Origin of the sequence: Tissierella sp., from assembly GCF_031460495.1 — a bacterium.
GTDB lineage: Bacteria > Bacillota > Clostridia > Tissierellales > Tissierellaceae > JAVKTS01.
The window spans coordinates 121,116-146,023 of sequence record NZ_JAVKTS010000002.1 but is presented as its reverse complement, the minus strand read 5'-3'; the positions used below and the strand labels follow the sequence as shown (position 1 = coordinate 146,023).

Here is a 24,908-nt window from a genome sequence, read left to right as displayed (position 1 = left end):
ACTAATAGTTCTTTGTTAATTGCTAATTGTTATTTATGCCCTAGTTTATCAATGACATTTTCTATTAATGATAAATCAATTACTCTAAAATCATCTAATACATGCTCTAGCCAATCTGGAGTAGGCTTGTTAGTTTGGAATTTCTTTGCAGTAGCTATGCTTTCCTCAACTATTAAAATACCAGATTGATCTAATTCCCCTTTTTCCTTTGATATCATAATTGTTTTGTAAGGAGTTTCATTTGGTTTTATACTTCCTGACAAAGGATGGGTAAGTAATTCATGACCTGCATGAATTTTATCTCTCAAAAACTCTAAGATTTCTAAATAATTTAATTCCTCTTTATATATTATTTCCATAGTATCCTTGTATTTTTCATTTACATAAGGATTATTTGTGATTATTACACTAGACATTCTTTCTATCTCCTCTCAATTCATCTGCTAATTGTTCAATTTTTCTAAATCTATGATTTATTCCTGATTTTCCTACAGGTGGACTTAGCATCATACCTAGCTCCTTTAAGCTGGCATCATCATATTCTAACCTAAGCTCAGCAATTTCCCTTAGATTATTAGGTAATTTGTTCAATCCAATTCTTTGGTCAATATACTTTATATTTTCTACCTGCCTCATAGAAGCATCTATGGTCTTACCTAAATTTGCAGTTTCACAATTTACTATTCTATTAATATTATTTCTTACATTTTTTAAAACTCTAATATCCTCAAGTTTTAAAAGAGCTTGATGAGCACCAATAATATTTAATAAATCTACTATTTGCTCACCTTCTTTGATATAAATTACATAATTTTCCTTTCTAATTACGACCTTTGAATTCAGTCCAAAGGAATTGATTACATTTGATAGGTCTTTACTATGCTCTTCATTACTGGTAACAAATTCCAAGTGATATGTTTTCTCTGGGTTACTAATAGACCCTCCACCTAAAAAGGCTCCTCTTATATAAGCTCTTTTACAACATCTGTTTTCTATTAGTTCTTCGGGAATAGTATAATTAGGATTGAAAACACTTGATTCTCCACGAATAAATCCTACATCATCCAAGATTTTTTTTGATATATCCTTATTATTTATAATTACTAAATAATTATTATTCTTTTTCAACTGCTTGTTCCTTCTTACCATTACCTCTACTTCTGCATTATAGATAATCTTTAATAATGAAAATATTCTTCTAGCAATAGCTGCATTTTCAGTGGTAAATTTAAGATTGATTCTCTTCATTCCAGATATTTGTATAGTACCATTCATTCTAACTAAGGCTGCTAACTCTCCTATAGCACAACAATCCTGAGTTAAAGGAATTCTAGATAGCTCATTTTTTGTCGTGGATGAAAATGACATTACATCACCTCATTTTCTATAATTTAATCATTTTTAATCCTTTAATAATCATATTTTTCTCATCTTCATATCTTACTAAGTCTGTAGCCTTATCTACATGAACAAATAATGCATCGATAAACCCTTCTTTTTTTTGTGGGGTACAATCCATGCTATTTGCTTTCATCAAATACCAATGAACGGTTTTATTAACCATCTCATTTTCTTGTAAATTCTTGTACTTGTAATTAGCCTTTCCTATATATTTTAATATCTCAGCTTTTACGCCCGATTCCTCTAGGACTTCTCTTAAGGCTGCATCTTTTACAGTTTCATTTTTCTCTATTCTACCTTTAGGTAATACCCAATCACCATTAAATTTTTTTAATAATAATATGGTATTCCCAAAAATTACAACACCTCCAGAACTTATCTCTTCCATCATTGAAACCCACTCCCAATATATTAATTAAATTTATTTTAAATATATATTCTTCTCATTATATTATACTATATAATCATTAGATTTACTAAATGATTTTGACTTATAATTATAATAAAGATATAATATTCTTATATAAAATGGCAAAAGGAGGAATTATAGTGGATTATATTATTAATAATTTAGTAGAATTACTTAAAATCTCAAGTCCAACTGGAAATACTGAGAAAGCTATCCAATTTGTAGAGGAGAAATTTAATTCTCTAGGTATTTCAACTAGAAGAACTTGCAAGGGGGCTTTAATAGCTACTATTGAAGGAAAAAATACAGATAAAGAAGTAACTTTATCTGGCCATGTAGACACTTTAGGTGCTATGGTAAAAGAAATCAAAGGTAATGGAAAACTCAAAATCACTCAACTAGGTGGCTATGTATGGAACACAGTTGAAGGTGAACATGTGACTATTGAAACCCTTGAAGGAAAAACATATACAGGTACTCTAATGACTACTAAAGCATCCTCCCATGTACATGGAGAAGGAACTAAGAGCATAGAAAGAAATGCTGACAATATGGAAATTAGAATTGATGAAAAAGTCTCATCAAAAGAAGATACTTTAAAGCTTGGAATTAATGTAGGGGATTTTGTATCCTTTGATCCAAGAGTAGTAGTTACTGAATCAGGATATGTAAAATCAAGACATTTAGATGATAAGGCTGGAGTTATATCCATACTTGGTATTGCTAAATATTTAGTAGATAATAATATAAAACCTAATTATACAACTAATTTCTTTATTTCTACATATGAAGAAGTTGGCCATGGTGCAGCGACTTCTATTCCAGAAAAGACTTTTGAATTTATAGCAATCGATATGGCAGCTCCTGGAGATGGCCAAACATCAGATGAATTCTCAGTTACAATCTGTGCTAAGGATAGCTCTGGACCATACGATTATGACCTAAGAAAGAGACTTATTGATTTAGCTAAAGAAGAAAACTTAAATTATAAGATAGATATTTACCCATTCTATGGTTCTGATGGTTCAGCTGCTTTAAGAGCAGGCTATGATTTTAAAGTTGGATTAATAGGCCCTGGAGTTGATGCTTCCCATAGCTTTGAAAGAACTCACAAGGAAGCAATTGATAATACAATAAAATTAGGAATAGCATATTTAACTAAGTAATGAATAAAACCCAGATTGATTCTGGGTTTTATTTTTATAAAGAAATGGTGGCTGTTTTTCGTTTTTTAAATTATATATTGATTTCTTTACTTAAATCTGATATATTTATATAAAGAACTCATGTTCTCCCTTGATGGAAATCCTTGTATTTAAGTTTAACTTACTCTATTTTAGAATACAAATGACTAATTTGATTTTCTTAGGGAAATATATATATTGAGGTGATTTTATGACAGTTAATGAGAAATTTATTATTAACTTGCAGGGGAAATCTTTTGTGACCTACGAAGGGCTTCTAGATTTGGCCCATCAGCGTAGCCTTTTGTCTTTAGAAGTAGAGGTAATTCAAATACCTACTAATGATAATAATATGACTGCTATATGTAAGGCTATTGCAACTACAGAGAAAGAAAGATACCAAGATATAGGGGATGCTTCACCAAGATCTGTTAATTCAGCTTTAGTCCCACATTTAATTAGAATGGCGTCAACTCGTGCAAAGGCTCGTGTTCTTAGAGATTTAACTAATGTAGGGATGACTGCTGTTGAAGAATTATCTATGGAAGATGGTGTGGTATCAGAAAATGATGAAAATTATCAAGTATATCAAGAAGAGCCTCCTACCACTAGACAAGTAGAGACGATAAAGAAACTGGCAGGAGAACTAAACTATCAAGTAAATTATGATACATTAACAAAAAGAACTGCAGGAAATATAATATCAAAGCTAATAGATGAAAAGAAAAAATAAGCATCTCTGCTTATTTTTCTTTTTTGGCTATATCCATCAGCAATTTACTTAAAAGAATATTATCATGCCTTATATAATCTTTTCTAATATCTATTAAATTTTCTCCAATTAATTTTATATTCTTAGAATTTAATACTTCTTCATCATGAACTCCCTTTAATACAGGTCTAGAACCATCCATTATATACTTTTCCAATATATCTATTGGTATCTCTTCCGTGTTAGCTATTACATAATCTAAAAAATCACCAGTACTATGCTTCAGTATTGCATTTACATGATCTAATACATCATAGCCTTCAGTTTCACCAGGTTGAGTCATTACATTTGCAATATATACTTTTGGAGCCTTAACATTATATATTGTATCTACTACATTATTGACCAGGAGATTTGGTATTACGCTAGTATATAGACTTCCAGGTCCAAGTACAATTATATCTGCATCATTGATAGCTTCTACAGATTCATCTAGTGGATAGGATATCTTTGGATTCATATAAATATAGTCAATCCTACTACCTGCCTTAATTGCATCTACTGGAATATGGGATTCTCCATTTAGTATATCTCCATTTTCTAAAACAGCACATAGTTTTACATCTTCTAAAGTCATAGGTAATACTTTACCAGTCACTGCTAGTACATTGCTGGTTTCTCTTATCGCTAACTCAAAGCTTCCATATATTTCATTCATGGCAGCTATAAATAGATTACCAAAATTTTGTCCCTTTAATATTCCCTCTGTAAATCTATATTGCAAAAGTTTCTCCATAGTAGGTTCAGTATTTGCTAAAGCAAGTAAACAAGAACGAATATCTCCAGGAGGCAACATTCCAAGGTCTTCCCTTAGTTTACCAGAGCCTCCTCCATCATCAGCCACTGTAACTATTGCAGTTATATTGGAGGTAAACTTCTTTAGGCCTCTTAGCAAAATTGAAAGACCAGTTCCACCTCCTATAACGACAACCTTGGGTCCCATGGATAGTTCTTTTTCCAATTGTAAATCTCGCATAAAAATTCCCCTTTATTTAAGTCTTGAGTCCCTGTGACTAACAGCTACCCTATGACCATTTGTACTTAATATTTCACCAATTCTATTGGCAATTGCAACTGACCTATGAACCCCTCCAGTGCAACCTATTCCTATAATCAATTGAGTCTTACCTTCCCTAATATAATGAGGTATTAAAAACTCTAACATATCTATAAGCTTAGATACAAATATATTGGTCTGAGGCCATTTGAACACATAATCCTTAACACCTTCATCTTCACCAGTATATTCCTTTAACTCAGGAATGTAGAATGGATTTGGAATAAACCTTACATCAAATACCAAATCTCCATCTAACAATGTTCCATGTTTAAATCCAAAGGAATTTATTGAAATAGATATATTTCTTGATTCCTTCCCCTCTAAAAATATCTTAGTCATTTCCTCTTTAAGCATACCTAAAGTCAAATTAGATGTATCTATTATATAATCTGCCCTACTCCTTACTTCATATAGTAGATCTCTTTCCTCATTTATTCCTTCAATTATACTACCTTCTGGATTTAATGGATGAGGCCGCCTAAGCTCTTTGTACCTTTTTATAAGCACCTTGTCAGCTGCATCAAGAAAAAGTATCTTGTGTGAAATGCCATTATCACTTAATCCTTGCAATGCCTTAAAAAGATGATCGAAGAATTCTCCAGACCTAATATCCACCACAACTGCAACCTTTTTAACACCCTTTTTAGATTCATAGCATAGTTCTGCAAACTTTGATAAAAGAGCTGGAGGTAGATTATCCATACAAAAATAATTCATATCCTCCATTACCTTCATAGCTTGAGATTTGCCTGCTCCTGACATTCCGGTAATCAAAACAAATTCCATAAAACCACATCCTTAGTTGATCTCAATATTTTTTATCCTATGAAGAGGCAAATTTGCCTCCTTAGCTTTTCTTATGGCATTTTCTACATTACCTACATCTTCAGGCCGATGAGCGTCACTATTTACCATATATATGACATCCATATCAAGCAAAAGCTTAATGCTCTCTACAGATAACTCACTATGCTTTGAAGATATTTCAAGTGCTGTACCATGCTTATATGCTTCCTTTGCAACTTCTACAATATCTACTGCTGCTTTTGAGCCTGGATGAGAAATCATATTGACTGGATATTTATTTAAAGCTTTAATATAAGCCTTTGTATTCATTTCCTTAGCTCTTTCTCTTCCTAAATTCACTATCTTGGATATGGGATTTAATACATAAAGCCCTAGTCCGTCAACTACTCTTCTAGGTGTAGCACCATAATGATATCCCATAAGCAAAATATCAGTATACTTAAGGAATTCTTCATCTATATCTAGGGTTCCATCTATTCCTACTAAATTAGACTCTACCCCTAGCAGAATCTTTAACCCTTTTGGTACAAATTCTTCATTTAGTCTATTTATTTCATCCCTTATAATAGGGATTCTCTTTTTTCTAACCCCATATAGATAATGTCCTGGTCCATGTTCAGTTATGGCAATTTCCTTGAGTCCCTTAGCCAATGCAGCTTCTGCATTGCTCCTAATAGTACCAATTGCATGCTTGCCCTGCTCTCTAAAACCACTACTATATACAGTATGGGTATGATAATCACCAATTAGTTTTATCATCTAATCCTCCCCTAATAGCTTTATCTCCGTTTCTAATTCTACATCATAGTTATCTCTTACAACTTTTTGTACTACAGATATTAAATGTAGCACATCTTTACATGTTGCATTATCTACATTTACTACAAATCCACAGTGTTTTTCAGATATCCCAGCTCCGCCATGTCTTAGCCCACGAAGCCCTGAATCTTCAATTAGTTTACCTGCAAAATATCCCTCTGGTCTTTTAAATGTACTTCCTCCACTAGGTAGTTCAAGGGGTTGTTTTGATGTTCTTTTGTATGTTAGATCTTTCATTATTTCTTCAATTGTTGAATATTCTCCTGCTTCCAAATCTAACTCTACTCCTAATACAATCAAACCTTCATCCCATACTCTACTATTTCTATATCTAAAATTCATTTCTTCATTAGTATACTCTCTAATTTCATTGTTTCTATCCATTACTTTGACTTTACTTACTACATCCTTCATTTCTCCACCATAAGCACCTGCATTCATAGTTATAGCTCCTCCTATAGTCCCTGGTATCCCAGATGCAAACTCGAAGTTTTTCAAACTATGCTTTAGAGCTGTTTTGCTAACAGTTGATAACAAAGCACCTGCTTCACAATAAATCTTAGTACCATTAATGGTGATATTATTAAATCCTTCATTTATCTTTATCACTGCACCTCTTATGCCTCCATCTTTGATGAGCAGGTTACTTCCATTTCCCATGATTAAAAAATCTATATTATTTTCCCTACAGAATATAATTGCCTTAGTTAGTTCTTCCTCATCTCTTGGAATAATCATTACATCTACTGGTCCACCAATTTTAAATGTAGTATGATTTTTCATTGGTTCATCAAATAATATTTTTCCAAAGGATTTACTTTCAAACATTTTTTGTACTTCATCTCTATTCAAATTAGACCACTCCTTAAAATAAGCTAAATCCTATTCTTATTGTATCAAATTTGACCTAGTATTACTAATCTATTTTCTACCCTTAATAATATAATATTCTCATACAAATATCTTTATGTACAAAGAAAAGGTAGGGCCTAAGCCCTACCAGGTTATATTATTTTATTACAATAATAAGGATATTATATATACAATTACAGCAGTAATCCCCATAAATATGCAGAATGCATAGCTACCTTGAAGTAATTTTATATCATTTTTAGTTGTGCCTGTCATCCCGGTTTGAGATTTATGATAAGCATAAGCACCATTATAAGTAGTACTTGTACCTCCTAATACAGATAAAGCCCCTATTCCCGCAACTCCTAAAGCAGTATACTCCAATAGTCTACTATATTCTATTTGGACAAATTGATTCAGAATAAAAGCTACAATCAATGTTAGTATAACTGCTATGATTATCCTTTGTATGTACCCAACTAACCCATCTCTCAAAATTCTCTTTTCCCCTATTCCTTTCATTTAACAATCCCCCTCTTTTTTTATTTATCTACAGCTTATTTATACCCATATTTAATCATTTATTACATATTGAATTGAAATATCTTTTTCATACATTGATCCAATTGTAGCATCTATTACAACATTTGGGATAGTATGCACTTCCTCGTTTATTGTTCCATCATTATTTAAAACAAGCATACCACTATACCTAATCACCATCTTGCTATTAGGTAAAGAGAAAAGTATTGGATCCAGCCCTATCCCATCACCACCTGTGGTTTCTCCTACTAAAGTAGCAAAACCGCTATCTTTACTAAATGAAGCAAAACTTTCTGCGGAAGAAAACACTCTTTCATCTACTAGCAAATATATCTTCCCGCTGAATCCCACAGGGTCTACTGGTTTAATTGTTTTCGGTGATAATGAATAATAATTAAAATCTATCTTTATTTCTTCAGGAAAACTATCAAAAATATTCTTATCTAATTCTGTAATTGGAGAAAAAGCAATTCCTCTATGTTCATAGAAATACTTTGCATATTCATATCTTAAAAACAAATAGTTTTTGACTGATAATTCTTTATTGGCTAGAGGTTCTATTACATTTTTTATCCAATAAAGATCATTTCCACCTTGGTTCCCTCTTATGTCTATTATAAGCTTCTCATAATCTTTTATTTCTCCAAAAAATTCCCTTATTATTAGACCATCATTTTCTATGCTTTCTGTATTCATTTGACTAATTTTCAAATATGCTACTTCATCAGGGACTATAATATCTGTTTTACAATAAGATAAATCAGCATAGAAAGTTTGTTTCGCTTCATATTCTTCTAACTTCTTTTCATCGAAAGCATATCGGTTCAAAACATCTTCATCCTTAAGAACATCTGCCCAAGGTTTATAATGATCTTCGTATTCTAAATCTGCATAAGCAGTATAAAAATATCCAAACATATCTTTTGTTAGTATATGTGTATGATCATTATTTAATTGTCTTATAATATTACTAATTTCATATTCAAACTCATAGTCTGCATTTGTATTTTTAATTGCATTTTTAAATACTTCTTTTTCTCCTAACCAATCAATTCCATTAACCCTCTCATTAACCTTCAAGAATGGATAGTTTTCAGAAATAAAATCATACAAATACTCAAAATCCTCTAGTTTCTGCTCCATAGTAAGTGGCTTAACTCTAGTATTTCCATTTGTACTTTTTATATAAACTATCAAGCTAAATACTAATAAAATAACAACTAAATAAATTGGTTTATACTTCTTTCTTCTAAATCTGAACTTCATTGAATCTCCCCCTGTATTTAGTAGTTTGTAATTTTACCATTTATACCCATTCTATTCTATCAGCACAAATCAAGTCAATCTTTCATTTCTCACAATTCTCGACAATTATCGTCAAACTTAATTTTAATCTTAGCTAATTATATGTAAAAAGGTTATTGCTTTTTCGCAATAACCTTTTTGTTTTATCCTATTCAGCTAATCTCTTATATTGTTCGTATCTTGCTTTTGCATCTGCTTCTGCTGATGCAAATAATTCATCTGCTAACTCTGGGAATGTTTGTCTTAGTGAAGTATATCTTACCTCAGAGTTGATGAAGTCCATGAATGGTTGTGTTGGCTCTTTGGAGTCAAGTACAAATGGATTCTTTCCTTCATCTTTTAGTCTTGGGTCAAATCTGTATAGGTGCCAGTATCCTGTGTCTACTGCTTTCTTTTCTTGAGCAATAGTAGTACCCATACCAGTTCTGATACCATGGTTGATACATGGTGCATAAGCTATAACTAAGGATGGTCCATCATAGGATTCTGCTTCTTTTAATGCTTTTATAACTTGGTTCATATTTGATCCCATAGCTACTTGAGCTACATAAACATATCCATAGGATGTCATCATTAGACCTAGGTTTTTCTTAGTTACTTTCTTACCAGAAGCTGCAAATTTAGCAACTGCTGCTGTTGGTGTTGCTTTTGATGATTGACCACCAGTATTGGAATAAACTTCTGTATCCATTACTAATATATTGATATCTGCTCCTGATGCTAGAACATGGTCTAAACCACCAAATCCAATATCATAAGCCCAACCGTCTCCACCAAATATCCACATTGATCTCTTAATTAGATAATCCTTTAATTCAGAGATTTCAGCAAGGATTTCTTTACCTCTTGCATTTGCTACTTCTTTATTTAATTTTGGTAAAATCATACCAGTAGCAGCCTTTGAAGCTTTTGCATCTTTCATGCCTGCTACCCATTCATTGAAGTATCCGTTTAATTCTTCATCTATATTTAAAGCGATAAATTCTTCCATTAATACTTTTAGTTTATCTCTCATTTGCATAACTGCTACTGCCATTCCATAGCCATATTCAGCATTATCTTCAAATAATGAATTTGCCCATGATGGTCCTTTGCCTGCTTGGTTTGTGCAATATGGTGTAGATGGTGCAGATGCTCCCCAGATTGATGAACAACCTGTAGCATTGGCAATCATCATTCTATCACCAAATAATTGAGTGATTAGCTTAGGATATGCTGTTTCACCACAACCTGCACATGCTCCTGAGAATTGTAGTAATGGCTCTTGGAATTGTGATCCTTTAATGCTATATTCGTCCATTACATCTGTTTTAGCTTTAACTGTCATAGCATATTCCCAGTTCTTAGCTTGAACTTCAAGTTCTTCTTCAAATGGTGTCATAACTAAAGCTTTTTGCTTAGCTGGACATACATCAGCACAGTTTCCACATCCTGTACAATCTAATGGGCTAATTTGGATCTTAAACTCTAAGTTTTCTAATCCTTTTCCTGTAGCTTTTAATGTATTGAATGTGTCAGGCGCATTAGCTTTTTCTTCTTCATTTAATAAGAATGGTCTGATAACTGCATGTGGACAAACTAATGAACATTGATTACATTGAATACAGTTTTCACTAATCCACTTAGGTACATCTACTGCTATACCACGCTTTTCATATGCAGCAGTACCATGTGGGAAGGATCCATCTTCTCTACCTACGAAAGTACTTACAGGTAGGTCATCTCCTTCTTGTCTATTCATTGGTATTAATACATTTTGAATGAACTCTGGTAGTTCTTTTTCTTTTTCCTTCATTTCTTCTACATTTTTCCATGACTCTGGAACTTCTATCTTCACTAAGGACTCAATACCTTTATCTACTGCTTCGTAGTTCATTTCAACAATCTCTTCACCCTTAATACCATATTCAGCTACTATGGATTTCTTTAGGTGATCAATAGCTTCTTCTAGAGGTAATACTTCTGATAATTTGAAGAATGCTGATTGCATTATCATATTGATTCTTCCACCTAAACCAATTTCTACAGCCATCTTAGTAGCGTCTATTGTGTAGAAGTTAATTTTGTGGTCAGCAATGTATTTTTTCATTAATGCAGGTAGATGTTTATCTAACTCTTCTTCATTCCAAGTACAGTTTAGAAGGAAAGTTCCTCCATCTTTTAATCCCTTTAATAGATCATATTGATATACATAGGATTGTTTTGAACATGATGTAAAATCTGCATCGGAAATTAAATAAGTTGATTTTATTGGCTTATGTCCAAATCTTAAGTGAGATATAGTAACTCCGCCTGATTTTTTACTATCATAGGAGAAATATCCTTGGGCATACATATCTGTGTCATCACCAATGATTTTTATAGCAGATTTGTTAGCTCCAACTGTTCCATCAGAACCAAATCCCCAGAATTTACATTTTATTGTTCCTTCTGGCTCAGTTTTGATTTCTTCTTTAATTTCTAATGATAAATTAGTTACATCATCAATTATACCAAGTGTAAATCTATCTCTTGGCTTATCTGCTTTTAAGTTTTCGAATACAGCTAATATTTGTGATGGAGTAGTATCTTTTGAACCTAATCCGTATCTACCACCAACAATAACTGGTCTTATATCTGAATCATAGAATATATTCTTTACATCAAGGTGTAAAGGCTCTGCAACTGCGCCTTTTTCCTTAGTTCTATCTAATACTGATATTTTCTTTACAGTCTTAGGTAATACATCAAAGAAATATTTTGGTGCAAAAGGTCTGTATAGGTGAACTTTAATAACTCCTACTTTTTCACCCTTTGCCATTAAGTAATCTATAGTTTCTTCTATAGTTTCAGTAACTGAACCCATTGCAACTATAACTCTTTCAGCTTCTGGATGTCCATAATAGTTGAAAGGTTTATATTCTCTTCCAGTAATTTTATTTATTTCTCCCATATAATCTACTACAACATCTACTATTTTTTCATAGAATGGGTTAGCAGCTTCTGCAGCTTGGAAATAAATATCTGGATTTTGAGCAGTACCTTTTGTATATGGATTGTTTGGGTTTAATGCTCTATTTCTAAATTCATTTAATGCATCATAATCAACAAGCTTTGCTAAATCGTCATAGTCCATGACTTCAATTTTTTGGATTTCATGTGAAGTCCTAAATCCATCAAAGAAATGCATAAAAGGAACTCTTCCTTTTATAGCTGAAAGATGTGCAACTCCTGCTAAATCCATTGTTTCTTGAACAGAACCTGAAGCAAGCATAGCAAATCCTGTTTGTCTTGCTGCCATAACATCTTGGTGATCTCCAAATATACTAAGGGCATGACCAGCTATAGCTCTTGCAGTTACATGAAATACTGCTGGTAATAGCTCACCTGCCATTTTGTACATGTTTGGAATCATAAGTAATAAACCTTGTGAAGCTGTAAAAGTAGTAGTTAACGCACCTGCTGAAAGTGATCCATGAACTGCACCTGCTGCTCCTGCTTCAGATTGCATTTCTGTAACTAATACTTCCTGCCCGAATATGTTTTTTCTGTCGTTAGCAGACCATTCGTCTACTAATTCTGCCATGGTTGAGGATGGTGTAATTGGATAGATTGCAGCTACATCTGTAAATGCATAAGCCACATGAGAAGCTGCGGTATTTCCATCCATGGTCTTCATTACTTTTGCCATTTGTAAGCCTCCTTTTATAATAAATCAATAAAGTTTGTAGAAAAATTAACATTCTACTTATTAGAGCTATTGTTAATTATTGTATAGTACTACATTTTAAGTATAAGTAAAATCGGAATGAAAGTCAATCAATTAATAGCATAATAAAATCTAGAAACTCCTTTTTGGAATTATTATAGAAGCAATGATATAACCTAATATTCCTGGAAATGGTGGAAGGAAAGTTAATACTACCCAACCTAATCTTACTAAGGTGGAATCCATTTCAAAATACTCTGCAATTCCACCACAAACTCCAGTAATCTTTTTGTCCGTATCTGATAAATATAATTTTTTCATTACTTAGCCCCCTTGTTTTTATTAAAATGATTATACAATTCCTCTGCAACTAATCTATTCATACCCTTTACTTCTACTAAATCTTCCACTGATGCTTTTTTTATCTTTTCGATGCTTTGAAAATGTCTCAAGAGTTCAACCTTTCGTTTCTCCCCTATTCCCCTTATATCATCTAATTCAGATTTAAACATTTTCTTAGATCTAAGGGATCTATGGTAAGATATTGCAAAACGATGAGCCTCCTCTTGGATTCTATATATTAACCTAAATGCTAAAGAATCTTCATCAAGATTAATTTCTTTATTATTATATATAATTCCCCTTGTTTTGTGAAAATCATCCTTCACCAGACCACATACTGGAATATCAATTTTTAGTTCTCTAAGTACTCTAAGTGCTACATTTACTTGACCCTTGCCACCATCCATCATTATCAAATCTGGAAAGTTTGAAAAGCCCTTTACCTCTATTTTATTATCTCTCATAAGCTCTCTTTCTTCAAGTCCCCTAATAAATCTCCTAGACAATATTTCCTCCATACTACCATAATCATCGGGTGTACTGATGGTTCTTATCTTGAATCTTCTGTAGTCGGATTTTTTGGCTTCGCCTTTTTCAAATACTACCATTGAGCCTACAGATTCTACACCACTGATATTGGAGATATCAAAGGCTTCTATTCTGCTCAACTCCTTATCAAGACCAATAGCTGTCTGTAATTCTTCTAGAACCTTTTTATTTTCTCTAGCTTTTTTTAAGAATCTATCACCATACTGATTTAACATGTCTATAGCATTTTTCTTCACCATATCTATTAAATCAATCTTATCTCCTCGCTTTGGAATCAATATGCTTACTTTAGAACCTTTCTTTTCTCCAAGCCACTTAGATACCGTCTCTAAATCCTCTATTTCTTCTTCTACTATTATTTCCTTTGGTACATAAGAAGCACCTATATAAAACTGCTTAACAAATGAAGATAGTATTTCTTTTTTATCTTCTTCAAAGGTATCTTCCATTATGAAATGTTCTCTTCCTAATATCTTTCCTCCCCTAATAAAGAAAATTTGAATACATACTTCCTCTATACCTCTAGCCATCCCTATTACATCTTGATCAACTAAATTAGTAGTAGATACTATCTTTTGTTTTTCATGAAGTACATTTAAGGAATTAATCTGATCTCTGTATTTAGCTGCTAATTCAAAGTCAAGATTTTTAGAGGCTTCTTTCATCTTGCTCTCTATTATATCTGCTAATTTATCCTCTTTGCCATTTAAAAATAAAAGTATCTCATCAATCATCTCCATATACTTTGATTCATCTACATTACCTTGGCAAGGACCTAAACATCTACCTATATAAAAGTTTAGACATGGTCTCGTTTTACCAATATCCTTTTCTAGATTACGATTGCATGTCCTTAGGGGATATAGATTTCTAATAATCTCTATGGCATCATTTACTGCATATACACTTGGATAGGGTCCGAAATATCTAGCTCCATCTTTCATTATCTGTCTAGTCTTCATAACTCTAGGATATTTCTCATTTGTAGTCACTTTTATATAAGGATATTGCTTATCATCCCTCAATAAAATATTGTATTTAGGTTTATGTTTCTTAATTAAATTAGCTTCAAGTATTAAAGCCTCTATTTCATTGTCTACTATTATATATTCAAATTCCACTATGTTTTTAACCATAGCATTGACTTTGGGATGAGTGTTTTTTCCAGATTGAAAATATTGCCTTACCCTCTTTTTTAATGATATGGCTTTACCTACATAAATTATCTCATCATTTTTATCCTTCATTATATAAACTCCTGGTTTATCAGGAAGCTTTTTTAACTCTTCTTCTATATTAAACATTTAATCACCCTTTAAGCTTGCTAGAATATTGACAATGTACAATTGACAATTCCTTCTATTATCTATTTATTTTATAATCACTACAATTATATTATAACAAATTTAACTAATTTTAGTTGCAAAAAATGCGATACTCAATCTTAGCATCGCATTTTTTCATCAAGAAGATCTTTCACTAGGCTTTGGATGACAAATCTTCTACTACTGCTTCTCTTACTTTAACTACCAGTTCCTTAATTCTTTCTCCTATTAACTTAAAATCCTCTTCCTTTGGATTTCCCTTAAACTCCACTGGTTCAAGAAAATCCCAATTCATCTTACACTCAGTTACTATTTTATCTAAATGCTTTTGTGCTCCACCAGACCATCCGTAGGATCCAAGTCTAAAGGCCTTTCTTCCATAGACCTTTTTGTTTCCTAATTCTTCTAATACAGCTGCCATTGGTGGAAACATTTTGTATTCATAGGTTGGCATAGCCAGTATTATTCCTGTTGATGTCCAAGCTGATGCTAATATTGTTCCCCATGAAGTCTCTGGAACATTGTGAACATGAACCTTAATGTTTTCTCCTTCCAGCACATTAATTGCATGATTTACTGCCTTTTCTGTCATACCATACATAGATCCCCAGATAAGTGTTATTTCTTCTTTTGCAGGACCATTTTGATATGAAGCATATCTTGAATAGTCTTCTATGATCTTACTTGGATTCTTTCTCCAGACAATTCCATGGCCTGGAGCTACGATTTCAACAGGCAAGCTAGTACATTTTTCTATAGCCTTTTTTACAGGATTAGAAAATGCTGCTACAATGTTTGCGTAGTATCTTACTGCTTCATTTTCATAAAAGTCTATTTCTTCATCACTTAACATATCATCATAATTTAATTCTGTAGCTTTTCCAAAGGAACCGAAAGCATCACAGGAAAATAAAGTCCCTGTCAAAGTATCAAAAGTCACTATTGTATCTGGCCAATGTACATTAGGTATCTCTAGAAATTCTAGGACATGACCATTGCCTAAATCCAAGGTATCGTTATCCTTTACAACTCTTACATTTTCTGTATGCCCATAGAAAGCTTCTAATAGATCAGCAGATTTTTGACTACATACGACTTTAAAATTTGAATTAATTTTTTTGAAATCTTCAATCCATCCTGAATGATCAGGTTCCATATGATTAATTATGAGATACTCGATTGAATTAGGATCTATATCCAGCTTGTCTAAGAGAGCAAACATAGATTCAGGCACTCCATCCCATCCGCATACTCCATCTACTATGGCAGTTTTTTCACCTTTTATAATATAGGAGTTTATTGCAACTCCATTTGGCATTTCCCATAATCCCTCAAACAGTATGTCTTCTACATTTACTGATAGTTTAAATATTCCATCTACTACTTTTGTTGGGTTCAATTAATCACTCCTAACTATCCTAAATCTTTCTTGTCTCTTCTTTTAACCATGATTTTTCTTCTTCATTCAAATATGGTGAAAGTTTAGTGTATACTTCTTCATGATAATCATTCAACCATTGTCTTTCTTTCTCTGATAATAAAGCCACATCAATAGCCTCTAAGTCTATTGGCACAAAGGACAAGGTCTCAAATTTCATAAATTGACCAGAGTCAGTTTCTATATCTTCTTCTACTACCACTATATTTTCAATTCTAATTCCATGGCTACCTGCTTTATATACCCCTGGTTCTATACTTACTACCATACCTTTTTCCAATACTACAGAATTTACTACAGTAGCAATCCTATGTGGTCCTTCGTGTACATTCAATAAAAATCCTATACCGTGTCCAGTACCACATTTATAGTCAATTCCTTCTTGCCATAATGGATATCTGGCTAATACATCAAGACTGTGACCTGTAGCACCATAAAGGAATCTTGCATTACCTAAATTAATATGCCCCTTCAAAGTTAGAGTAAAGTCTTTCTTTTCTTCGTCAGTTATAGGACCCATAGCTACTGTTCTAGTAATATCAGTAGTACCATCAAAATATTGTCCACCTGAGTCCACTAAATATAGACCCTCTTTCTTAATTTCAGCATTAGAAGATTCACTAGCTGAATAATGCATCATAGCTGCATTTCCCTTATATGCAGAAATAGTTCCAAAGCTTGGCTCAATAAATCCATCTTGTTCTTTTCTAAACTCTAAAAGTCTTTCTTGTGCTGACATTTCTGTCAAATTAGTACTCCCAACAGATTTATCTAACCAATGAAGGAATTTCACTAATGCAACTCCATCTTTGATGTATGCGTTTCTTTGATTTTTAATTTCAACTGGATTTTTTATAGCTTTTAGTTTTGTAGTTATATTTATGCCACTAATTATTTTACATTCTACTGGAATTGCTTTATATATCCATCTATTGGTTCTTTCTTTATCTACATATATTGTGGAATTCTTATCTATAGCTTTTATATGATTTACTATTGCTTCATACTCTGCTACTTCTACTCCATTTTCCTTTAGGAAAACTTCTACTTCTTTATTTATCTTTATTTTCTCTGTAAACAAATATGCCTTATCCATTGAAATTAAAGCATAGGATATGACAACAGGATTGTTTGCTACATCATAGCCCCTTATATTGTATAGCCAAGCAATATCGTCTAAGCTACCGAGGATAAAGTAATTTGCATCATACTTCTTCATTTCTTCTCTTACTTCATCTAACTTCTCTCTAGTAGACTTGCCAGTATATTTTAAATCATGGGAAAAAGCTTCTTCTGTGGATAAGCTTGGTCTTTCCTTCCATATCTCTCCAACTAAATCAAACTCATCTATAAAGCCAATTTTTTTTCCCTTTAATTCTTTTTCTAGATTTTCTACTGAGGATTGAGCAAATACCTTACCATCAAATCCGATATTATCTCCATCACTTAACTTAGACTTCAACCATTCAGTATAGGTTGGAAATCCTGGAATTGCAATTTTAAATAATTTGTATTCACTATCTTTTAATTCCTTTTCTGCTTGGATAAAATATCTACCATCTGTCCATAGAATTGCTTCATCTTGAGTAATTACAACAGTACCAGCTGAACCTGTAAATCCTGATATCCATACTCTTCCTTTGTAATGATCTGCCACATATTCAGACTGGTGAGGATCTGAAGTATTCACTATATATGCATCTATACCTCTATCCTTCATCAAATTTCTTAAGCTCTTTACTCTTTCATTTATCATGATAACTATACCTCCTTAGGTTTTTCAAATTTAACTAATAATATTGCTACAATAATAGCAGAAATTCCTGCAACAAGTTTACTAACTATAAATGGATTAACTGCATTTGGTGATACTGAAGATATATATCCTAGCTGTCCACCAAAAACAAATGCACCAGATACTGAAAAAGCAGCATTTAGTACCTTCCCTTTTTCATTCATCTTATCATAAATTCCTAACATAGGTATACAATTTGCTAAAGAAGAAAATATCCCAAGTATAGAATATTGATCTAATTCAAATTTATTACCTATTTTAGATAAAAACCTGTGTAACTTTCTTGATAAAAAATAGAACATTGGATAAGCTCCTGATAATATAATACCTATCTTAACTATTAGTATAGCTCCTTCTTCTAAGGGAATCATATCCTTAAATACTTCTACTCCTGACATAAAATTAATAATACTCATGATTAATCCTAAAGTACTAACAGTAATAACAATCTTACCTAATACATTAAATACTTTAATCATACTATCTGGTGCCTTAAGCAAACCAAAAATTACTAATATGGAAAATACTACCACTGGCACTAAGCTAGTAATTATCCCTATGAAATTTATACCCATCATAATTCCACCCACAGCCATTCCTATAGGTATTGTCATTATACCTGCTAAAACACCCTTTGCAAAATAATTAAAATCATCCTTGGATATTAAGCCAACTGCAACTGGTATAGTAAATGATATTGTAGTTCCGAGCATAGATGACAATATGACGCCATTAAAATTCCCAATAGCCCTTGTGCTAGCTATTCCAACACTTGTCGGATAGCCACCTAAATCTGGAGCTAATATACTGCCTATAAATACAGATGGGTCAGTGCCCACTAGATTTGCAAGAGGATACAGTATAGGTGTCAAACCCTTTGCAATAATAGGAGATATACTGTATATTCCTATAATAGTTAAAGCGAGTCCCCCCAAGCCTTTAAATCCCTCATCAAATTTTTCACCATAACCAAATCTATTATTTAGTATTTTGTCAATAGCAGCTAAAACTGAAAAAACAACCATTATATAAAGCATTTCACACCTCATAATTATAATAACAATATTATACTATATTTATCTCTTTAATAAAAGAAAAATCCCTTAATATAGAGGATTTATGGCTGAAACTTTTAATATTATATTTGAATAAGATTAATTTAATTGGAGATATTAATTATACAAAATATAAGGAGGAATACAATGGATAAACTAGCTTTAATACTTGTAATTGTTGGTGCTGTAAACTGGGGACTAATTGCATTATTTCAACTTGATTTAGTAGCAACCTTATTCGGAGGATCTGCTTCTGCACTAAGTAGAATAGTATATGGATTAGTTGGCCTTGCAGGAATTTATTCAATTAAATTCTTAGTTAATGATAGAACTAGAGAAAGGATAGATTAATCTATCCTTTCTCTAGTTCTATTCTCCTGCCACTGAAAGTGACTTTATCTTTATTGATGGTGAGCCTATATATCCAGCACCTGGCCAACCAAATTTTAAATCATCTCCTATAGCTTCTATATTATTGAGTACTTCATATAGATTACCAGCTATTGTTATTAAATCTACCGGTCTCTTTATTTTACCATTTTCTATTTCATATCCATAGGCAGACAATGAAAAATCACCTGATACTGTATTTAGACCTGAATGTAATCCTGCTACATCTATTATTATCAGGCCTTTATCTATACTCCCTACTAACTCATCATAAGTATTATTTCCTTTTTCAATATAAAGATTAGAAGGTGAAATAGATAATGAGCCTTTATATGAGGATCTTGTTCCATTTCCTGTGGATTCAATTTTATCCTTTTCAGCTGTTTTCCAATTGTGTAAATGAGTCTTTAGAACCCCTTTATCTATGATTTTATTTACTCTAGTAGCTGTACCTTCATCATCAAAGGATCTAGTTCCAAATCCCCCTTCTAAGAAAGGATTATCTACCATAGTCAACAATTCATTTGCCACCTGGCTGCCAATTTTATCTTTTAATAATGACAAGCCTTTTTGTACATTATCTGCTGAAAATACTGGTGAAAAGGCAGATATAATATCTGCAAATGTAGTATTTCTAATAATCACAGGATAATCACTGGATTTTATGGATGAAGCACCAAGCATTGAAATAGCTTCATCTACAGCTTCCTTGGCCATTTCCTTATAATCAAATTTGGAGAAATCATTGAATCCTCTAAAACTAGTTCCATTTTTTACTTCTTCTCCATCCTTTACTATGACATAAACAAAAGCAAAAGCTCCACTCATCTTATCAGCTAAATCTAAGCCTTTAGTATTTATCAAATACTTTTCAGCAGACATTTCTTGATAAATACACATTTGTACATTTGATACTCTGCTATCTAAGCTTAATGCTTCTTTTTCTAGATTTTTCAAGAAATTGATTTTATCTTCCATAGGTGTTTTCTCCAAGGAATCAGAATAAGTGTTGGTTTTTTCGTATTTATCTGAGCCTGAGAATATAGATTCCTTATCAGCAGAATCTATATATTTACCATTTTCCAAAGCCTCATCTACTAGCATATCTATAGAAGATTCATCTATTTTTTCTGTATAGGAGTATCCCATTTTATCATTAACTATACCCCTTAGAGATAGACCTCCTGATTCAGAAATGGCATAATTATCTATTTCTCCACCAAAGATTCCAATTTCAATATCCTTAGAGCTTTGTATATATACTTCAAGTTCTTCTAGTTTTTCCTTGCCTTTTTCAAATATCTTGTTAGCTAGCAATTTGTAATCCAAATTATTCATCCCCCTTTCTTCCACCAACGGTTAATGATTTTACTCTTATAGGAGGTTGACCTAATCCTGCAGGAATAGACCCACTTAATGATCCACACATACCTTGACCCAGTGACAAATCATCTCCAACCATATCAATATATTGTAATACCTTTACTCCGTTCCCAATAAGTGTAGCGCCTCTAACTGGTTTTAGTATCTTTCCATTCTCTATTAAATAGCCTTCCATAACTGCAAAGTTAAAATCACAGGTTGAAGTATTTACAGACCCACCACCTAATTTTTTAGCATATAGACCTTTTTCAGTATTTGCAATTATTTCTTCTAGATTTGAATTTCCAGCAGCAATATAGGTATTATTCATTCTAGAAGTAGGAGCAAATTTATAGGATTGTCTTCTAGCTGAGCCTGTAGAGTCCATTCCCATTCTTCTACCATTTAATTTATCTATCATATATGATTTTAAAACTCCATTTTCTATCAGTACATTTTTTTGTGTTGGAGTACCTTCATCATCTATATTTGTAGTACCCCATTCATTTGGCATAGTTCCATCATCTATAGCTGTAACTAAAGTGGATGCTATGGTCTCTCCTAATTTATTACATAGAGCAGACCCTCCCTTAGCCACTGATGTTGCTTCTAAAGCGTGTCCACAAGCTTCATGGAATAATACTCCTCCGAATTCATTATCCATGATAACAGGCATAACCCCCGATGGACAGTATTCAGCATGAACCATAGTCTTAGCAATTCTAGAAGCTTCTGTAGCTACTTCTTCTACATTGATCTTGTCAAAGAATTCAAACCCCATGGATGCACCTGGTCCATAAAAACCTTCTTGCATTTCTCCATCCTTAGATGCAACTGATGAAACAGAATATCTAGTTCTAACTCTTTTATCTTCTGCAAATAATCCATCTGAATTAGCTATAAGTACATTTTGTTCTCCATCAAGATAGTTTACTGTTACTTGAGATATACTAGAATCATAATTTTTAGCTACTTCATAGCCTTTTCTCATTAAATCTATCTTTGCTTTTTTCTCCACACTAGAAGGCATTATTTTAATTGGATTATAATTAGTTGAATTAGCCTTCATAAAGCTTAATCTTAAATCAATAGTTGTTCCTTGTAACGCCGATGCTGCTTCCTTTGCAACTTTTACTAGATTGTCCTCTGTGGAATCATTGGTAAAAGCATAAATACAATTGTATTTATCGAATATCCTAATTCCTACACCGTAGTCCCTACCTGAAACGATATTTTCTATTTGTCCTCCCACTAGTTTTATGTTGGAGTTGTATTTATCCTCCACAAAAACCTCTGCAAAGTCACCACCTTTTGATAAGGCAGCACAAAGTACATTTTCTATTACTTTTTTATCTAGCAACTAAACCCCTCCTTTAATTGGATATATATACATTATACATTATTATTTCACAACTTGAAATATTCTTTCAAAATTTCCCTCAGTTTCGCAACACAAATCTATTTACTCCCTATCGGTCGTATAGATTTGGTGCTCATTGCGTTTGACCTACATCAACTCAGTATCCTTCGTTGTGTTAGGTCATAAAGAAAACAGCAGAATTTCTGCTGTTTTTTTAGAAAATATCGCCTATTAAGAATAATAGTACAATTATCAAGATTATGTTGTCTCCTCCAAATATTCCGTCATCACATCTGTCTCTGTCTCTGTCTTTGCATTTGCCTCCGAAAATATCCCCTCCGCTTAACAATAAAAAGATTAAGATAATGATCAATATCATATTATTGTCGTCGCCACCAAATAAATTATTTAACATGTAAAAACCTCCTTGCATTAGATTAATATATCTTATTCTAATGGGGAGGTTTTGGTTACATAAGCTTTGCTTCTCTTCTAAGTTCTACAATGGATTTAGTAGAAATATTTTCTTTAGGAATATCTAGTAGCTTAATCATTTCTTTAAGTTCATCTTCATCATTAACCTCAATCTCCATATAAGGGTAAGGATATGTGTTTTCATCCCATCTATCTAAATCAAATCTTACATTTCCTAAAGTGTAAGAAGTTCTTTCTTTAAATCCTTCTTGTACTACAACATATCCTAAATCTTCTAGAATAGATAACATAGTATCCTTATCTGAGATATCTACATTGCTTTCAATATTTTCTCTTAAACCTTCTCTATTGATATTCTTCTTCATAGTTAATGTATACTTAATGTCATTGTTTAAGTAGGATTTAGTCTCTCTGATTCTCAAATAACTATCTAAATTATTCTCTATAAAACCATCTTCAGAATCAATTAATGTATTTACTTGCCTTTCTCTGCTAATTAATGTAGCATCTAAAGCTATTAATTTTGATTCCATCTCCTCTAAATCTACATTCAAAATCTTTACTTCAAGCTCTCTCATATTCATCTCCTCCACTAACCATTATAAGCTTCTTCATCAACTATAATAGTCACATCTGGATGAAGGTGTAAAAATGATACTGGCAGCTGAGTAGTTACCTTATTTTCATTAAGTAATCTTTTTATTACTGGAGCCTTTCTCTTTCCACTTGCTAAAAGCACAATCTTCTTTGCTTTTAATATACTGCCCATGCCCATTGTAATGGCAGTCTTAGGCACTTCATCCATGGAATCAAAAAACCTAGAGTTTACTTCTATGGTATTTTCCGTTAATCTTGCAATATTAGTACCTGGGGACAAAGCCTCTGCTGGCTCATTAAAAGCAATATGACCATTCTCGCCTATTCCCAATACTTGAATATCTATTCCACCAGCATCTATTATCATTTCATCATATTTTCTACAATAATCCTCTAGGTTTTCAGCCTTCCCATCTGGTACATGAGTGTTACTTTTAACTATATTAATATATTTAAAAAGTTCATCATTCATGAAATATCCATAGCTACTAGGGTGATCTTGAGATAATCCCACATATTCATCTAAATTAAAGGTCTTAACTTTAGAAAAATCAAGTCCTTCCTGGTGAGCCCTAATTATTTCCTTATACAATCCCATAGGTGTACTTCCTGTGGCTAATCCTAGCACTATATTAGGCTTGTTTTTTATAGCTTCAATAAATATTTCTCCTGCAACTTTACTTACTTCTTCATAATTTCTCTTTACTAATACCTTCATCTCTTCACTCCCTATAATATTTTTTTTGGAATAAAATCAATAAAATCACTTGATATACAGTGGAATTCAATTCCTTCAATCAATCCTTCAACTGCGTATTTATGTCCTTCAGAGTGTAAATGTCCATATAAGCAAATATCAACATTATATTCTTTCATTATATTTACAAATTCATTTGGAGTAAAATCAATATTAAATGGTGGGTAATGTAACATTACTATTTTTTTGTTGACTTTATCCTTGATACATTCTAAAGATAGTTTTAGCCTATTGATTTCTCTGATAAATATCTTATGATCCTGAGCATTTGAGTCATCAAAATCAATTGACGACCATCCTCTAGTGCCTACTATTGCTATATCATCATATATAAAACAATTATTTTGAATAAAATCTATAGTTTTAAATCCAAGATCATTTATTTTTTTTAAGCTATTCCACCAATAATCATGATTTCCCTTAATCATTATCTTTTTTCCTGGTAACTTTTCTATTTTTAGTAAATCCTCATAGGCATCTTCTAGCTTCAATGCCCAAGAAATATCTCCTGCTATTAGGACTAAATCATCATGGCCTACAATAGACTTCCAGTTATTAATTATATTATCCTCATGAGCTAACCATTTATCACCAAAGATATCCATTGGTTTTTCTCCAGTATTATCAAAATGCAAATCTCCAATAGCGAATATCAAAACATCA

At 32.4% G+C, this 24,908-nt stretch carries 24 protein-coding genes; 3 read left to right on the top strand and 21 right to left on the bottom strand.

The features are described from left to right. Positions 1-29: 29 nt before the first annotated feature. The 3 genes from RIN63_RS04440 to RIN63_RS04430 are packed head-to-tail and all read right to left on the bottom strand — an operon-like array spanning position 30 to position 1,792. Positions 30-416 (bottom strand): GrdX family protein, encoded by a 387-nt coding sequence (locus RIN63_RS04440; protein ID WP_310443474.1) that lies wholly within the window; start codon positions 414-416, stop codon positions 30-32. Then, entirely contained in the window at positions 409-1,368 is a 960-nt protein-coding gene (gene whiA / locus RIN63_RS04435; protein ID WP_310443473.1) for a DNA-binding protein WhiA, read from the bottom strand. The genes RIN63_RS04440 and whiA overlap by 8 nt, the downstream gene beginning before the upstream one ends. 16 nt (positions 1,369-1,384) lie before the next feature. Next, on the bottom strand, positions 1,385-1,792 hold the full coding sequence (locus RIN63_RS04430) for an NUDIX hydrolase (protein ID WP_310443472.1): 408 nt from the start codon (positions 1,790-1,792) through the stop codon (positions 1,385-1,387). 158 nt (positions 1,793-1,950) lie between these two features. Between RIN63_RS04430 and RIN63_RS04425 the strand changes: the two genes are divergently transcribed. Beyond that, a complete protein-coding gene (locus tag RIN63_RS04425) occupies positions 1,951-2,976 on the top strand; it encodes a M42 family metallopeptidase (protein WP_310443471.1) in 1,026 nt (341 codons plus the stop codon). Positions 2,977-3,205: 229 nt separating this feature from the next. Continuing rightward, positions 3,206-3,727, top strand: coding sequence for a hypothetical protein (locus tag RIN63_RS04420; RefSeq protein ID WP_310443470.1), 522 nt, complete (start codon positions 3,206-3,208; stop codon positions 3,725-3,727). A gap of 10 nt (positions 3,728-3,737) precedes the next feature. Here the strand turns inward: RIN63_RS04420 and RIN63_RS04415 are convergent, their stop codons facing one another. The 12 genes from RIN63_RS04415 to eutH all read right to left on the bottom strand — a co-directional run bounded on the left by RIN63_RS04415 (position 3,738) and on the right by eutH (position 19,326). After that, a complete protein-coding gene (locus tag RIN63_RS04415) occupies positions 3,738-4,742 on the bottom strand; it encodes a YvcK family protein (protein WP_310443469.1) in 1,005 nt (334 codons plus the stop codon). A gap of 12 nt (positions 4,743-4,754) precedes the next feature. Beyond that, positions 4,755-5,612, bottom strand: a complete 858-nt coding sequence (rapZ, locus tag RIN63_RS04410) for an RNase adapter RapZ (RefSeq protein ID WP_310443468.1) — start codon at positions 5,610-5,612, stop codon at positions 4,755-4,757. A gap of 12 nt (positions 5,613-5,624) precedes the next feature. Next, entirely contained in the window at positions 5,625-6,392 is a 768-nt protein-coding gene (locus RIN63_RS04405) for a PHP domain-containing protein (protein WP_310443467.1), read from the bottom strand. Beyond that, the gene (gene murB / locus RIN63_RS04400; RefSeq protein WP_310443466.1) at positions 6,393-7,304 is read right to left on the bottom strand and encodes a UDP-N-acetylmuramate dehydrogenase; all 912 of its coding nucleotides are present in this window, start codon (positions 7,302-7,304) and stop codon (positions 6,393-6,395) included. A 165-nt stretch (positions 7,305-7,469) separates the two neighbouring features. Beyond that, the gene (locus RIN63_RS04395; protein ID WP_310443465.1) at positions 7,470-7,826 is read right to left on the bottom strand and encodes a hypothetical protein; all 357 of its coding nucleotides are present in this window, start codon (positions 7,824-7,826) and stop codon (positions 7,470-7,472) included. A 51-nt stretch (positions 7,827-7,877) separates the two neighbouring features. Next, positions 7,878-9,113, bottom strand: a complete 1,236-nt coding sequence (locus RIN63_RS04390; protein WP_310443464.1) for a S41 family peptidase — start codon at positions 9,111-9,113, stop codon at positions 7,878-7,880. A 187-nt stretch (positions 9,114-9,300) separates the two neighbouring features. Next, entirely contained in the window at positions 9,301-12,822 is a 3,522-nt protein-coding gene (nifJ, locus tag RIN63_RS04385; protein WP_310443463.1) for a pyruvate:ferredoxin (flavodoxin) oxidoreductase, read from the bottom strand. Positions 12,823-12,972: 150 nt separating this feature from the next. Then, a complete protein-coding gene (locus RIN63_RS04380; protein WP_310443462.1) occupies positions 12,973-13,161 on the bottom strand; it encodes a PspC domain-containing protein in 189 nt (62 codons plus the stop codon). Continuing rightward, positions 13,161-15,035, bottom strand: a complete 1,875-nt coding sequence (uvrC, locus tag RIN63_RS04375) for an excinuclease ABC subunit UvrC (RefSeq protein WP_310443461.1) — start codon at positions 15,033-15,035, stop codon at positions 13,161-13,163. Before uvrC ends, RIN63_RS04380 begins: the two co-directional genes overlap by 1 nt. Positions 15,036-15,210: 175 nt before the next feature. Then, entirely contained in the window at positions 15,211-16,455 is a 1,245-nt protein-coding gene (locus RIN63_RS04370; protein ID WP_310443460.1) for an FprA family A-type flavoprotein, read from the bottom strand. 19 nt (positions 16,456-16,474) lie between these two features. Beyond that, complete coding sequence (locus tag RIN63_RS04365; RefSeq protein ID WP_310443459.1) at positions 16,475-18,250, bottom strand: aminopeptidase P family protein; 1,776 nt, start codon at positions 18,248-18,250, stop codon at positions 16,475-16,477. 5 nt (positions 18,251-18,255) lie between these two features. Then, positions 18,256-19,326 (bottom strand): ethanolamine utilization protein EutH, encoded by a 1,071-nt coding sequence (gene eutH, locus RIN63_RS04360; RefSeq protein WP_310443458.1) that lies wholly within the window; start codon positions 19,324-19,326, stop codon positions 18,256-18,258. Between the two features lie 165 nt (positions 19,327-19,491). Between eutH and RIN63_RS04355 the strand changes: the two genes are divergently transcribed. Beyond that, on the top strand, positions 19,492-19,695 hold the full coding sequence (locus RIN63_RS04355; protein ID WP_310443457.1) for a DUF378 domain-containing protein: 204 nt from the start codon (positions 19,492-19,494) through the stop codon (positions 19,693-19,695). A gap of 18 nt (positions 19,696-19,713) precedes the next feature. On the opposite strand, the gene RIN63_RS04350 is transcribed toward RIN63_RS04355, so the two are convergent. The 6 genes from RIN63_RS04350 to RIN63_RS04325 form a co-directional block, all read right to left on the bottom strand. Continuing rightward, on the bottom strand, positions 19,714-21,072 hold the full coding sequence (locus tag RIN63_RS04350; RefSeq protein WP_310443456.1) for a TldD/PmbA family protein: 1,359 nt from the start codon (positions 21,070-21,072) through the stop codon (positions 19,714-19,716). Further along, the gene (locus tag RIN63_RS04345) at positions 21,065-22,456 is read right to left on the bottom strand and encodes a TldD/PmbA family protein (protein WP_310443455.1); all 1,392 of its coding nucleotides are present in this window, start codon (positions 22,454-22,456) and stop codon (positions 21,065-21,067) included. The genes RIN63_RS04350 and RIN63_RS04345 overlap by 8 nt, the downstream gene beginning before the upstream one ends. 214 nt (positions 22,457-22,670) lie before the next feature. Beyond that, positions 22,671-22,871 (bottom strand): hypothetical protein, encoded by a 201-nt coding sequence (locus RIN63_RS04340; protein WP_310443454.1) that lies wholly within the window; start codon positions 22,869-22,871, stop codon positions 22,671-22,673. Between the two features lie 55 nt (positions 22,872-22,926). After that, positions 22,927-23,469: a class IV adenylate cyclase gene (locus RIN63_RS04335; protein WP_310443453.1), complete on the bottom strand. Its 543-nt coding sequence runs from the start codon at positions 23,467-23,469 to the stop codon at positions 22,927-22,929. Between the two features lie 14 nt (positions 23,470-23,483). Beyond that, a complete protein-coding gene (nagB, locus tag RIN63_RS04330; protein WP_310443452.1) occupies positions 23,484-24,206 on the bottom strand; it encodes a glucosamine-6-phosphate deaminase in 723 nt (240 codons plus the stop codon). Positions 24,207-24,217: 11 nt separating this feature from the next. After that, positions 24,218-24,901 (bottom strand): metallophosphoesterase, encoded by a 684-nt coding sequence (locus tag RIN63_RS04325; RefSeq protein ID WP_310443451.1) that lies wholly within the window; start codon positions 24,899-24,901, stop codon positions 24,218-24,220. Positions 24,902-24,908: the final 7 nt, after the last annotated feature.

Bases quoted from the DNA above. Each gene is read 5' to 3' on its own strand.
- RIN63_RS04365 (WP_310443459.1), bottom strand. From the start codon at position 18,250: ATGATAAATGAAAGAGTAAAGAGCTTAAGAAATTTGATGAAGGATAGA.
- RIN63_RS04355 (WP_310443457.1), top strand. From the start codon at position 19,492: ATGGATAAACTAGCTTTAATACTTGTAATTGTTGGTGCTGTAAACTGG.
- RIN63_RS04380 (WP_310443462.1), bottom strand. From the start codon at position 13,161: ATGAAAAAATTATATTTATCAGATACGGACAAAAAGATTACTGGAGTT.
- RIN63_RS04390 (WP_310443464.1), bottom strand. From the start codon at position 9,113: ATGAAGTTCAGATTTAGAAGAAAGAAGTATAAACCAATTTATTTAGTT.
- RIN63_RS04420 (WP_310443470.1), top strand. From the start codon at position 3,206: ATGACAGTTAATGAGAAATTTATTATTAACTTGCAGGGGAAATCTTTT.
- RIN63_RS04440 (WP_310443474.1), bottom strand. From the start codon at position 416: ATGTCTAGTGTAATAATCACAAATAATCCTTATGTAAATGAAAAATAC.
- nifJ (WP_310443463.1), bottom strand. From the start codon at position 12,822: ATGGCAAAAGTAATGAAGACCATGGATGGAAATACCGCAGCTTCTCAT.
- RIN63_RS04350 (WP_310443456.1), bottom strand. From the start codon at position 21,072: ATGAATAATTTGGATTACAAATTGCTAGCTAACAAGATATTTGAAAAA.
- RIN63_RS04415 (WP_310443469.1), bottom strand. From the start codon at position 4,742: ATGCGAGATTTACAATTGGAAAAAGAACTATCCATGGGACCCAAGGTT.
- RIN63_RS04395 (WP_310443465.1), bottom strand. From the start codon at position 7,826: ATGAAAGGAATAGGGGAAAAGAGAATTTTGAGAGATGGGTTAGTTGGG.
- RIN63_RS04340 (WP_310443454.1), bottom strand. From the start codon at position 22,871: ATGTTAAATAATTTATTTGGTGGCGACGACAATAATATGATATTGATC.
- whiA (WP_310443473.1), bottom strand. From the start codon at position 1,368: ATGTCATTTTCATCCACGACAAAAAATGAGCTATCTAGAATTCCTTTA.
- uvrC (WP_310443461.1), bottom strand. From the start codon at position 15,035: ATGTTTAATATAGAAGAAGAGTTAAAAAAGCTTCCTGATAAACCAGGA.
- RIN63_RS04335 (WP_310443453.1), bottom strand. From the start codon at position 23,469: ATGAGAGAGCTTGAAGTAAAGATTTTGAATGTAGATTTAGAGGAGATG.
- nagB (WP_310443452.1), bottom strand. From the start codon at position 24,206: ATGAAGGTATTAGTAAAGAGAAATTATGAAGAAGTAAGTAAAGTTGCA.
- eutH (WP_310443458.1), bottom strand. From the start codon at position 19,326: ATGCTTTATATAATGGTTGTTTTTTCAGTTTTAGCTGCTATTGACAAA.
- RIN63_RS04430 (WP_310443472.1), bottom strand. From the start codon at position 1,792: ATGATGGAAGAGATAAGTTCTGGAGGTGTTGTAATTTTTGGGAATACC.
- RIN63_RS04405 (WP_310443467.1), bottom strand. From the start codon at position 6,392: ATGATAAAACTAATTGGTGATTATCATACCCATACTGTATATAGTAGT.
- rapZ (WP_310443468.1), bottom strand. From the start codon at position 5,612: ATGGAATTTGTTTTGATTACCGGAATGTCAGGAGCAGGCAAATCTCAA.